The organism is Cyanobium sp. BA20m-14, from assembly GCF_024346295.1.
The window spans coordinates 1-14,567 of record NZ_JAGQCR010000060.1 but is presented as its reverse complement, the minus strand read 5'-3'; the positions used below and the strand labels follow the sequence as shown (position 1 = coordinate 14,567).

The 14,567-nt window shown below is 64.7% G+C and carries 17 protein-coding genes and 1 tRNA gene; 10 read left to right on the top strand and 8 right to left on the bottom strand.

Translation table 11 applies throughout. From position 1 onward, the window contains the following. Positions 1–75: 75 nt before the first annotated feature. A complete protein-coding gene (mgtE, locus tag KBZ07_RS07560) occupies positions 76–1,461 on the bottom strand; it encodes a magnesium transporter (RefSeq protein WP_254931037.1) in 1,386 nt (461 codons plus the stop codon). Positions 1,462–1,547: 86 nt separating this feature from the next. On the opposite strand from mgtE, the gene KBZ07_RS07555 reads away from it, so the two are divergent. Further along, positions 1,548–2,021 carry a glutathione peroxidase gene (locus KBZ07_RS07555; RefSeq protein ID WP_254931036.1) on the top strand — a complete coding sequence of 158 codons (474 nt, stop codon included), beginning with the start codon at positions 1,548–1,550 and terminating at the stop codon, positions 2,019–2,021. A 7-nt stretch (positions 2,022–2,028) separates the two neighbouring features. Here the strand turns inward: KBZ07_RS07555 and KBZ07_RS07550 are convergent, their stop codons facing one another. Both KBZ07_RS07550 and gyrB read right to left on the bottom strand, forming a co-directional pair. Beyond that, positions 2,029–2,385 (bottom strand): SH3 domain-containing protein, encoded by a 357-nt coding sequence (locus tag KBZ07_RS07550; RefSeq protein WP_254931035.1) that lies wholly within the window; start codon positions 2,383–2,385, stop codon positions 2,029–2,031. Between the two features lie 4 nt (positions 2,386–2,389). Next, positions 2,390–4,348, bottom strand: coding sequence for a DNA topoisomerase (ATP-hydrolyzing) subunit B (gene gyrB, locus KBZ07_RS07545; protein WP_254931034.1), 1,959 nt, complete (start codon positions 4,346–4,348; stop codon positions 2,390–2,392). Between the two features lie 139 nt (positions 4,349–4,487). Between gyrB and miaA the strand changes: the two genes are divergently transcribed. The 3 genes from miaA to KBZ07_RS07530 all read left to right on the top strand — a co-directional run bounded on the left by miaA (position 4,488) and on the right by KBZ07_RS07530 (position 7,217). Beyond that, the gene (gene miaA / locus KBZ07_RS07540; RefSeq protein ID WP_254931033.1) at positions 4,488–5,396 is read left to right on the top strand and encodes a tRNA (adenosine(37)-N6)-dimethylallyltransferase MiaA; all 909 of its coding nucleotides are present in this window, start codon (positions 4,488–4,490) and stop codon (positions 5,394–5,396) included. Positions 5,397–5,432: 36 nt separating this feature from the next. After that, complete coding sequence (gene infC, locus KBZ07_RS07535; RefSeq protein ID WP_254931032.1) at positions 5,433–6,002, top strand: translation initiation factor IF-3; 570 nt, start codon at positions 5,433–5,435, stop codon at positions 6,000–6,002. Between the two features lie 225 nt (positions 6,003–6,227). Then, positions 6,228–7,217 (top strand): GntR family transcriptional regulator, encoded by a 990-nt coding sequence (locus KBZ07_RS07530; RefSeq protein WP_254931031.1) that lies wholly within the window; start codon positions 6,228–6,230, stop codon positions 7,215–7,217. Between the two features lie 47 nt (positions 7,218–7,264). Here the strand turns inward: KBZ07_RS07530 and KBZ07_RS07525 are convergent. Further along, a tRNA-Gly gene (locus tag KBZ07_RS07525) sits at positions 7,265–7,336 on the bottom strand. Between KBZ07_RS07525 and cysE the strand changes: the two genes are divergently transcribed. Continuing rightward, positions 7,322–8,179, top strand: coding sequence for a serine O-acetyltransferase (gene cysE, locus KBZ07_RS07520; RefSeq protein ID WP_261355651.1), 858 nt, complete (start codon positions 7,322–7,324; stop codon positions 8,177–8,179). The genes KBZ07_RS07525 and cysE overlap by 15 nt on opposite strands. Here the strand turns inward: cysE and KBZ07_RS07515 are convergent. Together KBZ07_RS07515 and KBZ07_RS07510 are read right to left on the bottom strand one after the other, a co-directional pair. Then, a complete protein-coding gene (locus KBZ07_RS07515) occupies positions 8,169–8,585 on the bottom strand; it encodes a type II toxin-antitoxin system VapC family toxin (protein WP_254931030.1) in 417 nt (138 codons plus the stop codon). The genes cysE and KBZ07_RS07515 overlap by 11 nt on opposite strands. Then, positions 8,582–8,815, bottom strand: a complete 234-nt coding sequence (locus tag KBZ07_RS07510) for a type II toxin-antitoxin system VapB family antitoxin (protein WP_396123966.1) — start codon at positions 8,813–8,815, stop codon at positions 8,582–8,584. The genes KBZ07_RS07515 and KBZ07_RS07510 overlap by 4 nt, the downstream gene beginning before the upstream one ends. A 196-nt stretch (positions 8,816–9,011) precedes the next feature. Here KBZ07_RS07510 and KBZ07_RS07505 point away from each other — a divergent pair, with 196 nt between their 5' ends. From KBZ07_RS07505 to KBZ07_RS07490, 4 genes are all read left to right on the top strand, one after another. Next, positions 9,012–9,182 (top strand): hypothetical protein, encoded by a 171-nt coding sequence (locus tag KBZ07_RS07505; protein WP_254931029.1) that lies wholly within the window; start codon positions 9,012–9,014, stop codon positions 9,180–9,182. 30 nt (positions 9,183–9,212) lie between these two features. After that, complete coding sequence (secA, locus tag KBZ07_RS07500) at positions 9,213–11,999, top strand: preprotein translocase subunit SecA (RefSeq protein ID WP_254931028.1); 2,787 nt, start codon at positions 9,213–9,215, stop codon at positions 11,997–11,999. Positions 12,000–12,166: 167 nt separating this feature from the next. Next, positions 12,167–12,379, top strand: a complete 213-nt coding sequence (locus tag KBZ07_RS07495; protein WP_254931027.1) for a type II toxin-antitoxin system Phd/YefM family antitoxin — start codon at positions 12,167–12,169, stop codon at positions 12,377–12,379. Then, entirely contained in the window at positions 12,376–12,834 is a 459-nt protein-coding gene (locus KBZ07_RS07490) for a type II toxin-antitoxin system VapC family toxin (RefSeq protein ID WP_254931026.1), read from the top strand. Before KBZ07_RS07495 ends, KBZ07_RS07490 begins: the two co-directional genes overlap by 4 nt. Before the next feature lie 324 nt (positions 12,835–13,158). Here KBZ07_RS07490 and KBZ07_RS07485 read toward each other — a convergent pair whose 3' ends face one another. Next, positions 13,159–13,515, bottom strand: a complete 357-nt coding sequence (locus KBZ07_RS07485; RefSeq protein ID WP_254931025.1) for a type II toxin-antitoxin system PemK/MazF family toxin — start codon at positions 13,513–13,515, stop codon at positions 13,159–13,161. Beyond that, positions 13,512–13,736 (bottom strand): AbrB/MazE/SpoVT family DNA-binding domain-containing protein, encoded by a 225-nt coding sequence (locus KBZ07_RS07480; RefSeq protein WP_254931024.1) that lies wholly within the window; start codon positions 13,734–13,736, stop codon positions 13,512–13,514. Before KBZ07_RS07480 ends, KBZ07_RS07485 begins: the two co-directional genes overlap by 4 nt. A 233-nt stretch (positions 13,737–13,969) precedes the next feature. On the opposite strand from KBZ07_RS07480, the gene KBZ07_RS07475 reads away from it, so the two are divergent. Further along, positions 13,970–14,122 carry a hypothetical protein gene (locus KBZ07_RS07475; protein WP_254931023.1) on the top strand — a complete coding sequence of 51 codons (153 nt, stop codon included), beginning with the start codon at positions 13,970–13,972 and terminating at the stop codon, positions 14,120–14,122. Positions 14,123–14,567 lie beyond the last annotated feature (445 nt).

Genomic DNA, 14,567 nt, shown 5'->3' with positions numbered 1-14,567 from the left:
ATGTGTGAAGCCTAACCTAACGAAGTGTGAACGTCTCTCAGAAAACTCGGTCTGTCCTGGAGATCGCGCTGTTGATCAGCCTGGAGACGCCACCCGCAGCAGCAGCCAAGAGGCCAGCTGCAGGTAGATGAACACCCCGGCCACATCCGTGATGGTGGCGATGAACGGGGCCGACATCAGGGCCGGGTCCAGGCCCAGGCGATCAAACAGCAGGGGCAGGGCGGCTCCGGCAGTGGCTGCCAAGGTGGTGATCACCACCAGGCTGAGGCCGGCGGCCGTGGCCACGCCCCAGCTGCCCGCCACATAGGCGGCCCAGGGCACCACCGCCAGCACCATCAGCAGGCCCAGCAGCGCCCCGGCCACCGCTTCTCGCCAGATCGCCCGCCAGGCCCCCATCGCCTGGAGCCGCTGGGTGCTCAGGCCGCGGATCACCACGGTGGAGCTCTGGGCACCGACGTTGCCACCGGTGCCGATCAACAGGGGGATGAAGGCCGCCAGCACCACCACCTGCTTGAGCACCAACTCCTGGGAGGCGATCACGGCCGAGGTGCCGCTGTTGGCGACCAGCAGCACCAGCAGCCACACCACCCGGCGGCGGGCCACGGTGAACAGGTTGCTCTGGAAGTAGTCGTCTTCGTCGCCGGCCTGCACGGCGCCGGCGGCGTAGAGGTCGCGGGTGGCCTCCTGCTCGATCACGTCGATCACGTCGTCCACGGTGACGATCCCCACCAGCCGCTGCTCCCGATCGACCACCGGCACGGCCAGGAAGTCGTAGCGCTGGATGGCGCGGGCCACCTCCTCCTGGTTGGTGTCGGTGTCCACGCTCACCACCTCGCGGGTCATCACATCGCCAATGCGGGCCTCCGGATCGGCCGTCACCAGATCCCGCAGCGAGAGGATGCCGGTGAGGTGGCGGGAGCCGTCGGTGACGTAGAGGGAATAGATGGTTTCGGTGTCGCGGGCGCGGCGGCGCACGATCGCCAGGGCCTGGGCAGCGCTGTGGAACTCCTTGAGGTCGACGAATTCGGTGGTCATCAGCCGGCCCGCCGTCTCCGCCTCATAGCCAAGAAGTTGGGCCGTGACCCGCCGCTCCGCCGGGCTCAGTTCGGCCAGCAGACGCCGCACCACCTTGGCCGGCAATTCATCAAAAAGCCGCACCCGGTCATCGGGGGACATCTCCTCCACCAGCTCCAGTACCTCGCCGGAGCGCAGCCGCTCCAGCAGGGTCTGCTGCACCGCCGCATCGAGGTATTCGTAGACCTCAATGGCCTCATCCTTGGGCAGCAGCCGAAAGGCCAGGGCCTGCAGGGTGCGCGGCAGGCTGCCGATCGCCTCGGCCGCATCCACCTCCTGCACGGGGCCGAGCAGCAACTTGGCACCGTCGTAATTGCCAGCCTCCAGCAGGGATTCCAGCTGCTGGGCGACCACCTCAGCCACCTGTATCCCGTTGGCCTCGCCCATGGCCCCGAGACGCCGCAGTGCTGAGTTTATGGGTCCTGCCCGCCGGAGGCTCGCTAAGGTCAAATTACTTCGATACCCCAGCACCGATGGCGATCTCAGTGAGCATGGTGACCGTGCGCGACGCCAAGGGCGGCGAGCGCAGCCTGGGGGACTGGGCCGGCAAGGTGCTGCTGATCGTAAATGTGGCCAGCCGCTGCGGCTTCACCCGCCAATACGCCGGCCTGCAGAAGCTGGAGGAGAGCTATGGACCCCAGGGTTTTGCCGTGCTCGGTTTCCCCTGCAACGACTTCGGCGCCCAGGAGCCGGGCAGCCTGAGCGAGATCGAGCAGTTCTGCTCCACCACCTATGGCGCCAATTTCACCCTTTTTGACAAGGTGACCATGGCCGAAGAGCCCTACACCAGCCTCAGCCAGGCCGAACCGGCCGGGGCGGTGGCCTGGAACTTCGAGAAGTTTCTGATCGGCAAGGACGGCGCCGTGCTGGCTCGCTTCAAGAGCAACGTGGAGCCCGATTCGGCTGAACTGAAGGCCGCCATCGAAGCGGCCCTGGCGGCTGCCTGAGCCCCCTTCAGGATTCGGCCTCAATCAACCAGCCCCGGCGTGAACCGCCGAGGGCCAAAGCCCCCGCCAGGCCCGGCGCCAACTCCACCTGGAGCCAGCTTTGCCCCCCGGCCTCGCACCAGCGCCGCAGCGGGCGCAGGGCCTCGCCGGAGGCGGCGATGGCGATCACGGGCGCCTGGCGCCTCGGTGAGCAGCGCAGGGCAACTGTTGCTGCAGCGGTGAGGGGCTCGCTGGCGCGCTGACGTCGCCGCAGCTCGGGCACCCGCAGTTCGGCACCACCGGCAGGCAAACAGGCAGGGCCTAGCAGGGCAAAGCCTAGCAGCATCAGGGCGCGCAGGCTGGCCAGCGACGGGAGAATTGCCAAAATTTCAAATATCCAGCTGGGCTAAATCGAGGGTGGCGCTATGGGCCTCGATGAATTCCCGCCGCGGGGCCACCTTGTCGCCCATCAGGATCGTGAAGATGCGATCGGCCTCTAGGGCATCCTCAATTTCGACGCGCTTCATCATGCGGGTGGAGGGATCCATTGTGGTTTCCCAGAGCTGCTTGGGCATCATTTCGCCCAGGCCCTTGAAGCGCTGGATCGTGTAGTTGGCCTTCTCCCCAAAGGATTCGATTGTCTTTTTAAGATCGGTTTCGTTGTAGCAATAGGTGTGGTTCTTGCCCCGCTCTACCTTATAAAGCGGCGGGCAGGCGATGTAGATATAGCCACCCTCCACCAGGGCCCTCTGGTAACGGAAGAAGAAGGTGAGGATCAAGGTGCGGATGTGGGCGCCATCCACATCGGCGTCGGTCATGATCACGATCCGGTGGTAGCGAAGATTCTTCTCGTCAAAGTCTTCGCCCTTGATGCCCAGGCCAAGCCCGGTTATCAGGGCCTGGATCTCGGTGTTCTTATAGATCTTGGCGTCATCGGTTTTCTCAATGTTGAGAATTTTGCCGCGCAGGGGCAGGATCGCCTGGAAGCGCCGGTCCCGGCCCTGCTTGGCAGAGCCGCCAGCGGAGTCGCCCTCAACGATGTAGATCTCCGATTCAGCCGGATCGCGGGAGCTGCAATCGGCGAGCTTGCCCGGCAGGGTGGAGCTCTCGAGCACGCTCTTGCGGCGCACCAGCTCCCGGGCCCGGCGGGCCGCCTCGGCAGCATTGAAGGCCTGAATCGCCTTTTCAAGGATCAGGTCGATCACCCCTGGGTTGAATTCCAGATATTCGCCCAGGGCTTCCCCCACCAGGGTGTCAACGATGCCGCGCACCTCGGTATTGCCGAGTTTGGTTTTAGTCTGCCCCTCGAATTCCGGATCAGGCACCTTCACCGAAAGCACGGCGGTCAGCCCCTCGCGGATATTTTCCCCGGCCAGGTTGCTGTCGGCGTCTTTGCGCTTGCCGCGCTTTTTGGCGAAGGTGTTGAGGGTGCGGGTGAGCACCGTTTTGAGGCCCTCGATGTGGGTGCCCCCATCGACGGTGCGGATGTTGTTGGCAAACCCCAGGATGCTGTCGGAGTAGGCATCCACACACCACTGCAGGGCGGCTTCCACCTGCACGCCTTCCTTCTCGCGGTTGACGTAGATGATTTCGGGATGGAGCGGATCCTTCCCAGCGTTCATATAGGCGACATATTCCTTGATGCCGCCTTCGTAAATATAAATATCCTCGTGGGGCTCGCCAGCGGCATTGCGGGCGGCGGCGCGGTCGTCGCGGAAGACTATCCGCACTCCGCCGTTGAGGTAGGCCAGCTCCCGCAGGCGAGAAGAGAGGGTCTGATAGTCGAATTCGATGCCGGTGGAGAAAATCTGGATATCCGGCTTGAAGCACAGGGAAGTACCGGTGCGGCCCTCCTCACCAGGGGCCGATTTGAGGATGTCGATCGGTTCGCCACGCTCGAAGCGCTGGGTGTGCACCTGGTCTTGCCGGTGGACCGTGACCTCCACCCACTCGGAGAGGGCGTTGACCACCGACACGCCCACCCCGTGCAGGCCACCGGACACCTTGTAACCGCCGGAGCCGAACTTGCCGCCGGCGTGCAACACGGTGAGCACCGTCTCCAGGGCGCTCTTGCCGGTGCGGGGATGGATGTCGGTGGGGATGCCGCGGCCGTTGTCGGTGACGGCGCAGGAGCCGTCGTCGTTGAGCACCACCAGGATCTGGTCGCAGTGGCCCGCCAGGGCCTCATCGACGGCGTTGTCGACCACCTCGTACACCAGGTGATGCAGGCCCCTGGGGCCGGTGGAGCCGATGTACATGCCCGGCCGCTTGCGCACCGGCTCCAGTCCCTCGAGAACCTGGATCTGCTCGGCCCCATAGGCGGCCTGAACTTTGCTGGTGTCGCTCATGCAGGAAGGTCTCCCCAGGGATTCGGCACAGGACGGAGAAATCCCGGGGCAAGTAAGACGCAAACGGGCTCAAAAGCCCTTTACGGGGCCCAATTTACCACCGCCAACCCGGCTGGACACCCCCTGCCAAGGTATGGCCATGGCCCCCAACCAGCCGCTGGTGATTGTGTTGCTCGGCCCCACGGCCAGCGGCAAGACCGACCTGGCGATCGCCCTGGCAAGGGCCCTTGATCTGGCGGTGCTGAACGTGGATTCGCGCCAGCTCTACCGCCAGATGGATGTGGGCACCGCCAAGCCCACCGCCGCCCAGCGGGCCCAGGCCCGCCACGAGCTGCTGGATCTGCGCGATCCAGACCAACCGCTCAACCTGCAGGAATTCCGTGCCATCGCCGAGGCCCAGCTCAACGCCGAACTGGCCCGCAAGCCCCTGGCGCTCTTGGCGGGGGGCAGCGGCCTCTACCTGCAGGCAATCACCCAGGGGATGAATCCCCCCGCCGTGCCGCCCCAACCCCAGCTGCGCGCCCAGCTGGCAGCCCTCGGCCAGCCCCTCTGCCACCAGCTGCTGCGCCAGGGCGACCCGGTGGCCGCCGGTCGCATCGCCGCCGCCGATGCGGTGCGCACCCAGCGGGCCCTGGAGGTGCTCTATGCCACGGGCAGGCCCCTCTCCGAGCAGCAGGGGGCCACGCCGCCGCCCTGGCGGCTGCTCGAGCTGGGCCTGAACCCAGCCAACCTGGAGGCGCGCATCGCCGAGCGCACCAGGGCCCTATACAGGCAGGGATTGGTGGCTGAAACCGAAGCCCTGATCGGGCGCTACGGGCCGGAGCTGCCCCTGCTCGACACAATCGGCTACGCCGAAGCCCGCCAGCTCCTGGCGGGCACTCTCACCGAAGCGGAGGCCGGGGCCCTCACCCAGCAGCGCACCCGCCAATTCGCCAAAAGACAGCGCACCTGGTTCCGCCGCCGCCACCGGCCCTGCTGGCTGGAGGGGGAGGGTGAGGCGGCCTTGCTCGAGCAAGCCCTGCAGGAGGTCGAGCGCGGTCTAGGGTGAAGCGTTAGCGATTTCGCGATCCTTCACACCCCCTGAATGCCTCCACGTCCCCGTTTTGACCGCCGTGCTCCCGTGCGGGAGCTGCCCAATATCAACGATCGCATCAGCTACCCCAACCTGAGGGTGGTGGATGCCGATGGCAGTCAACTGGGGGTGATCAGCCGCGAAGCGGCCCTGGAGGTGGCAAAAGACCGGGAGCTGGATCTGGTGTTGGTGAGCGAGAAGGCAGATCCGCCGGTCTGCCGGATCATGGATTACGGAAAATATAAGTTTGAGCAGGAGAAGAAGGCCAAGGAAGCCAAGAAGAAGTCACACCAAACCGAAGTCAAAGAGGTGAAGATGCGCTACAAGATCGACTCCCACGACTACCAGGTGCGAATCGGTCAGGCGCAGCGCTTTCTCAAGGACGGCGACAAGGTCAAATGCACCGTTATTTTCCGCGGCCGCGAAATCCAGCACACCGCCCTGGCCGAGGTGTTGCTGATGCGGATGGCCAAAGATCTGGAAAACAACGCTGAGGTGCAGCAGCCCCCCAAACGGGAAGGTCGCAACATGATCATGTTCCTCAGCCCCCGCAAGACCGCCGCCCCGAAGGCTGCGGGCTGACGTTGCCCGCCTAGAGCGTTTGGGCAAACAGCTCCCTCGCCTTGGAGAGCTGCCGTGGATTGGGAACATGGAGTGTTAGGGAGTTTGTACAGCTGTACAACTTCCTGGAGCGTCGCGCCACACACCGCGACTGCCACCGCACCCCAGGCACAACCGGCTGGAGGCATTGTCCCCTGGACTGGGGCTCCGTAAGGTGGCCAGTAGCCCAATTGGCTGAACCCCGGCGTGCGATTCCACATCCAGCAGGAAAGCGATATTCCGGCATCAACGCAGCTCTACAACCAGATCTGCTTCGCCATTGCGGCCCGCCACTACCCACCGGGGCATCGATTGCCGAGCACGCGGCAGCTGGCCATGCAGACAGGCCTGCACCGCAACACGATCAGCAAGGTCTACCGCCAGCTGGAAAACGACGGCGTGGTGGAAGCGATGGCAGGCTCGGGCATCTACGTGCGCGACCAGCAGAAACCCCGGGAGATCAAGCCCCTGGTCGGGCCCCGCGGCCGGGCCCTGCCGGATATCGACCGCCAGGTGCGCCAGAGCGTCGACGAGCTGCTCAATGGAGGCTGCACCCTGCAGCAGACCCGCGATCTACTCACCCGCGAGATTGACTGGCGGCTGCGCTGCGGCGCCCGGGTGCTGGTCAGCACCCCCCAGGAAGACCTGGGCGCCTCCCACCTGATCGCCGAGGAGCTCACTCCCAACCTGGAGGTGCCCGTGGAGGTGGTGCCGATGGAGGAGCTGGCCGCCGTGTTGACCGAATCCAACAACGGCACGGTGGTGACCAGCCGCTACTTCCTCCAGCCGGTGGAGGCGATCGCCAAGCTCCATGGGGTGCGGGCGGTGGCGGTGGATCTCAACGATTTCCGCCAGGAGCTCGACCTGCTCAAGGAGCTGCGCCAGGGCAGCTGCGTGGGCCTGGTGAGCATCAGCCCGGGCATCCTGCGCGCCGCCGAGGTGATCCTGCACAGCATGCGCGGCAATGACCTGCTGGTGATGACCGCCAACCCCGACACGGGCAGTCGCCTGCTAGCCCTGCTACGGGCCGCCAGCCACGTGCTCTGCGACCGCCCCAGCCTGCCGCTGGTGGAGCAGAGCCTGCGCCAAAACCGGGCCCAGCTGATTCGGATGCCCATTGTTCACTGCGCCCAGAGCTACCTGGGCAGCGCCACCATCGATGCCCTGCGCAAGGAAATCGGGCTGCTGGCTGGGTGAGGCGCCCTGACCTGAATCAACTGGCCTAAATCAACTGGCCTGAATCAAGCGGATGAAGAGATTCGAACTCTCGACCCTCTCCTTGGCAAGGAGATGCTCTACCACTGAGCTACATCCGCGACCGTCGAACGGGTCGACCCGTTGATCATGCCCGAAGGGGTACCCCACGGTCAAACCCCCACCGGCTCCGGCAGGATGGCGCCATGCTCAAGGCACTGCAGGCCGACCTGGCGATCATCAAACAGCGCGATCCGGCGGCCCGCGGCACGCTGGAAATCCTGCTCTGCTACCCGGGCCTGCACGCCCTGACGCTGCATCGCTTCAGCCATTGGCTGTGGGGCAGCCAACTGCCCCTGCTGCCCCTACTGGCGCGGCTGCTCAGCCAGCTGGGGCGCCTGGTGACCGGCATCGAGATCCACCCGGGGGCCCGGATCGGCCATGGCGTGTTCATCGACCACGGCATGGGCGTGGTGGTGGGTGAAACGGCGGTGATTGGCAACCGCTGCCTCCTGTATCAGGGCGTCACCCTGGGCGGCACCGGCAAGGCCCACGGCAAGCGCCACCCCAGCCTGGAGGAGAACGTGGTGGTGGGGGCCGGCGCCAAGGTGCTAGGGGCGATCACCGTGGGCACCAACACCCGCATCGGCGCCGGCTCGGTGCTGCTGCGCGACGTGGCGGCCGACAGCACGGTGGTGGGCATCCCCGGCCGGGTGATCCACCAGAGCGGCGTGCGCATCGACCCCCTAGCCCACTCAGCCCTGCCGGACACGGAAGCGAATGTGATCCGCAACCTGATGGAGCGCATCGACTTGCTGGAAACCGAGCTGACCCGTACCCAGGCCTGCCTGCGGGAGCTGGCGGCCGGGCGACCCGTGCTGGAAGCCTGCACCGGAGCCGCCCAAAACCTCAAAGACCGCGAAATTCTGGAGTTCCTGGGCGACAACCCCGGGATTACCAGCTGAGTGCGACCTTCACTTCAGTGCGGGCAAAATCGTCGCCCTTGAACAGCAACGGCAGGTCGAGGGCCATGGCCAGGCCATAACTGAAGCAATCGCCCAGGTTGAGGGCCGCCCGATGGCGACCCTTGCCGTAGTGGCGCCAGCCGTGGAGGGCCCAGTGGAGATGGTGTTGATCAAACGGCACGACTTGGACGCCTAGGGAGAAGAGCAACTGTTCGACCTCACTATCCTCAATTCCATGGCGCGAACTCTCGGAAACCAAACCGAGCTCGACGCGCGACGCCGCGCTGAGATGCACGACCGAAGCCTCAGCCGCCACTTCAAGCAGCGACTCTGCCTCTGCCTCCTGCAGCAGCAGGGCCATCAGAGCCGAGGGGTCGATCACGAGTTCCATCACCAGCTTCCTCATTTCGGCAAGCCCTGATCGTCGTAAAGGGCGTCCTGAAGTTCCTTACTAGTGCGGCCTTGCCACTCAGGCCGAGCACTGAAGCGCGCACAGATGGCCCGAACCGCTGCTTTTTTAGCCTCAACGGCACGGGGGGCCTCAGGACTGGAGGAGCGGGCCAACTCCGACCGCAGGGCTTGGCGCACGGCATCGGTGACGGTGGTGGAGCGGCGAGCGGCCAGCTCCTTCGCCATGGCATGCACCTGCGGATCCTTGATGTTCATGCCCATCGCCACTCACGCCCCACAAGGAGCCGGGTAGAAATCAATCCCGATTCTACCCAGACCCCTATTTCACTCAAAATGAAGACCACCACCTTTTCGCCATCCACGACAAGCTGCCCGCACCCCTGCGCGATCTGCTGCGCCAGAAGCTGGTGGATAGCTGGCCGTGATAGGCATGCGCCGCAGCGGCAAAACTTCACTGCTGTGGCAAGAGGTGGCCCGGCGGCTGGAAGACGAGCGACTGCTGATCCACAGCCCAGGCGTGGAGCTGGGCCACCTCACCATGGTGAGTCTGGATTCGGCCCTGCAGGCCTGCCGCGCCAGATCGGCTCAGTAAGCTGGCCGGAGCTCAATTCGGCTCGCATCAATGCTCAAGCTCCTGCTGGGTGATCCCAATGCCCGCAAGCTGAAGCGCTACCAGCCGATCGTTTCCGACATCAACCTGCTCGAGGAGGAGATCGCCCCGCTCTCCGACGACGAACTGCGCGGCCTCACCGCTGAATTCCGTCAGAAGCTGGAGCAGGTGGCCGGCCAGGCGGCCAAGGAGCGGGCCCTGCTCGATGAGCTGCTGCCCCAGGCCTTTGCCGTAGTACGCGAGGCGGGCAAGCGGGTGCTGGGCATGCGCCACTTCGATGTGCAGCTGATCGGCGGCATGGTGCTGCACAACGGCCAGATCGCCGAGATGAAAACCGGCGAGGGCAAAACACTGGTGGCCACCCTGCCGGCCTACCTCAACGCCCTCACCGGCCGGGGCGTACACGTGGTGACCGTGAACGACTACCTGGCCCGGCGCGACGCCGAATGGATGGGCCAGGTGCACCGCTTCCTGGGCCTCTCGGTGGGCCTGATCCAGCAGGACATGACGCCCGCTACCCGCAGGGCCAACTACGCCTGCGACATCACCTATGCCACCAACAGCGAGCTGGGCTTCGACTACCTGCGCGACAACATGGCCAGCGACATCGCCGAGGTGGTGCAGCGCTCGCCCAACTTCTGCGTGATCGACGAGGTGGACTCGATTCTGATCGATGAGGCCCGCACCCCCCTGATCATCTCCGGCCAGATCGAGCGCCCCCAGGAGAAATATCGACGCGCCGCCGAGGTGGCCGCCCTGCTCGAGCGCGCCGCCGAAATGGGTAAAGACGGCATCGATCCCGAGGGCGACTACGAAGTCGATGAGAAGCAGCGCAACGTGACCCTCACCGACGAGGGCTATGCCAAGGCCGAGCAGCAGCTGGGGGTGAGCGATCTGTTCAACCCGGAAGATCCATGGGCCCACTTCATCGGCAATGCGCTCAAGGCCAAGGAGATGTTCGCCAAGGACGTCAACTACATCGTGCGCAATGGCGATGCGGTGATCGTCGATGAGTTCACTGGCCGGGTGATGCCGGGTCGCCGCTGGAGTGATGGCTTGCACCAGGCGATCGAGGCCAAAGAAGAGCTGGAGATCCAGCCCGAAACCCAAACCCTCGCCTCAATCACCTACCAAAACTTCTTCCTGCTCTACCCGCGCCTGGCCGGCATGACCGGCACCGCCAAAACAGAAGAGGTGGAATTCGAGAAAACCTATAAACTCGAAGTCACAATCGTGCCCACCAACCGCAGCCGCTCCCGCTCGGACTGGACCGATCAGGTGTACAAAACCGAAACGGCCAAGTGGCGCGCCGTGGCGCTGGAAACCGCCGAGGTTCACAAGGGCGGCCGGCCGGTGCTGGTGGGCACCACCAGCGTGGAGAAATCCGAGCTGCTCAGCGCCCTGCTGGCGGAGCAGGAGATCCCCCACAACCTGCTCAATGCCAAGCCCGAAAACGTGGAGCGGGAAGCCGAAATCGTTGCCCAGGCTGGCCGCGCCGGCGCCGTGACCATCGCCACCAACATGGCCGGTCGCGGCACCGACATCATCCTGGGTGGCAACAGCGACTACATGGCCCGTCTCAAGCTCAGGGAGGTGCTGCTGCCCAAGCTGGTGCGACCTGAGAACGAACATCGGCCGATCCCCTTGGCGAAGGCCGCCCGCGAGGCCCGCAGCCTGGGCAGCCTCTACCCCTGCAGCCTCTCGCAGGCAACTGAGCAGGCCCTCGCCGAGCTCAGCAAGGAGCTGGTGGCGGCCTGGGGCGATCGCCAGCTCACGGTGCTGGAACTGGAAGACCGCATCGCCCAAGCGGCCGAGAAGGCCCCCAGCGAAGATGGCCAGATCCAGGCCTTGCGGGAACTGATCGCCGAGGTCAAGGGCGAATACGACAGCGTGGTCAAGCAGGACGAGCAGCAGGTGCGGGAAGCGGGCGGCCTGCATGTGATCGGCACCGAGCGCCACGAATCCCGCCGGGTGGACAACCAGCTGCGCGGCCGCGCCGGCCGCCAGGGCGACCCGGGCTCCACCCGCTTCTTCCTCTCACTGGAAGACAACCTGCTGCGCATCTTTGGCGGTGATCGCGTCGCCGGGCTGATGAATGCCTTCCGAGTGGAGGAGGACATGCCGATCGAATCGGGCATGCTCACCCGCTCGCTGGAAGGGGCCCAGAAGAAGGTGGAAACCTATTACTACGACATCCGTAAGCAGGTGTTTGAATACGACGAGGTGATGAACAACCAGCGCAAGGCCGTTTACACCGAACGGCGGCGAGTGCTGGAGGGTCGGGAGCTCAAGGCCCAGGTGATCGGCTATGGCGAGCGCACGGTGGAAGACATCGTGGAGGCCTATGTGAATCCAGAATTGCCACCGGAGGAGTGGGATCTCAGCCGGCTGGTGGAAAAAACCAAGGAGTTCATCTACCTGTTGGAGGATCTCACCCCTGAGCAGCTGCAGGGCCTAGGGGTGGAAGAGCTCAAGGCCTTCCTGCAGGAGCAGCTGCGCAATGCCTACGACATCAAGGAGGGCCAGGTTGAGCAGCAGCGGCCGGGGCTGATGCGCGAAGCGGAGCGCTACTTCATCCTCCAGCAGATCGACACCCTCTGGCGTGAGCACCTGCAGGCAATGGACGCCCTGCGGGAATCGGTGGGCCTGCGCGGCTACGGCCAGAAGGATCCGCTGATCGAATACAAAAACGAGGGCTACGACATGTTCCTCGAGATGATGACCCAGATGCGCCGCAACGTGATCTATTCGATGTTCATGTTCCAGCCGGCGCCGGCGCCCCAGGGAGCTACCGCCTGAAGGTGGCGCTGGCGGATGGGATACGGCGAGTGGCCTCAGCTGTCCGCCCTGAAGAGCTCCCTGCTCCCTGGTTCGGCCTAGATTCTTGGTGACCAGAAGGTCATCTGGTCATTTTGCTGTCGATTCTGGTCATGAAAACGGTTGGTTTGGCGTAGGCCAAGGCCAAGTTGTCGGCATTGCTCGACGCCGTCGAGGCTGGCGACGAGGTGGTGATCACGCGGCGGGGGCAGGTGGTGGCTCGATTGGTGCGCGATCACGGATCTGCCCGTGAGCCTGGCGCCAGTGCCTGGGTGCAGCGGCTGCGGCGGTTGCACGCGGAAGCCCCAGCCATGGAAGCCAGTGCCGTGGAGTTGGTGCGTGAATTGCGCGACGAGCCATGACTGTCACTGCAGGTGAGCAGGCTGGCCCCGTTTATCTGGATAGCTGCGTGTTGTTGTCGCTCTTCCTGGGCGACAGCGGCTTTGACGCCTCCGAGACGTGGCTGCTCAGCCGCGATGGCACGGAACTTTGGATCAGCCACTGGGTCTTGCTGGAGTTTGCTGGTGTGGTGGCGACATGTGTGCGTCGTGGCCAGCTCAAGGCTGAACGGGCCCGATGGATCGAGAGCGAGTTTGAGTGTTTCCGCCAGGAGCGGCTGCGCTTGCTGGAGCCGCGTGGCAGCGACTTTCTGCAGGCCCGCCAGTGGCTCCAGCAGAGCCAAGATCTGCCGCTTCGCTCCGGCGACGCCCTGCATCTCGCCCTGGCCAAGCGCCACAAACTCACCCTGGCCAGTGCCGACCGTAGTTTGGGCCAGTGTGCCCAAGCCCTGGACTTACCTCTGCAACTGATCGGCTGACAGACGCGTCTCCAGCCTGCTTGCCCCGCGCCGATGGGCAAGGGCCGCGTAATCGGCGTCGGCACTGGCTGACGGAGAACGCCTGATTCGCTGCTCCTGATTAGCTGCTCCCAATTCGCCAACGTTCAAGATTCTGTACAGACCGTACAGAATTGAGGACTTCCCCCTAAGCCGCCAGCGAGGCCCCAGACCCGCCAAGCCCCGTACGGGCTTCAGCCGCAACCAACGCTCTGAGCCTTGGCCCAGCCGCTCCCTGGCGATCGTTTGGCATTTGGATCGGCTGGAGGCGGCGGCTAATCCGCTGGCCATGGCTGTCCTAGGCAATCAACCAACTTCTGGCCCTGGATTGCCGAACAACTTGGCCAGCTGGGCAATCACAGCGGCGCGATCACCATCTGCCAGGGCACCCAAGGGGCCGAGCACCAGTCGCTCATCCAGGGTGAACAACTTCAGACGCACCACACAGGGTTGGGGCAGGCCCGCAGCCTGTAGATCCTCAATCGGCCAATCCAGGGGCCAGGAGGATTGGCGCGCAGAGGTGATCATCGCCAGCAGCAGGTGACCGCAGGCCTGCTGAAAGGCTGGCTGGGAGAGCACCAGAGCAGGCCGCCGCTTCTGGGCCAGGCGATCGGTGAACGGAAACGGCACCCGAACCACAGCAAAGCTGTCAAAAGCACTCACAGCTCTGCAAAGGCCTGCTCATCGGCCGGGCTGCTCCACTCGCTCAGCGTGTCCTCCAGCCCCTGCAGATAGGCCACATCCAGCGGTGCCACGGCCCGCACCCGCACCGAGCCATCCTCCAGCTCCCAGCTGAGCAGATCACCCTGCCGCAGACCCAGGGCGTCACGCACAGCCTTGGGCACGGTGATCTGCCCCTTGGCGGTGAGTGTGGCGACCTCCATTGCAAGGCCCACGCGAGCCAATCCAGCCTACGCCAAAAACCTCCTTGCGGTAAGGCGTCCTTACCGAGGGCAGGGTGGAACCGCTGCTGACGGTGCCGCTGATGGGCGTAGCTCCCAGCAACGGGAGCGAAGCAGGATTCGCTTCCCCTGAGCCACCAGGACCCCCAGCCCGAACAAACAGGCTCTCCAAAGGCGGCGGCCCCGATTCGAGCATCCCCCGCGAAGCCGCCAAGATGACTCTCCGCTGCCAACTCAACCGCTGCTGCGGCCCCTTGAGCGATGCCACCACCGCCCAGATCCTGGGCCTGCTCGACTTCCAGGGCCCGGCCGACCTGGCGGCCGACCTGGCGGCCTGGCTGGCGGCCTGGCTGGCGGCCAACAGCTAAATCGATTGGTGATCGACTCAGCCTTCGCCATCCTGTTTACACTTACTAAAGCTTCTGGCAGCCCAACCGCCATGACGGCCAACAGCACGCGGCGCTTACCTGAACGCCTAATTCGCAAGGCCTAGTTCCCCCCTCTGTTTTGCCACTGTACAGGAATCTGTACAGCCGTACGGATTCAGGCTGTACAAACTAGAGGAGGCGCCCAAATTGTCATGGCGGTTGGCTTCCCCCTGAGCAGCCAAGCTGCCCAACCGGAAACAACCCCGAGGCCCACAACACCTCAGCAACACCCCACCCCACCAGCTACCTGATGCCCGCCAATGGCTGGTGCTCGAGCCCAACCGGATCGAGAAGCAGACCTTCATAGGCGTGGCCTGGGCGCTGATCCGCCCGCTTCTCACCATGGTGGTGTTTACGGCGATGTTGCCCTGAGAGCCTGATCTCC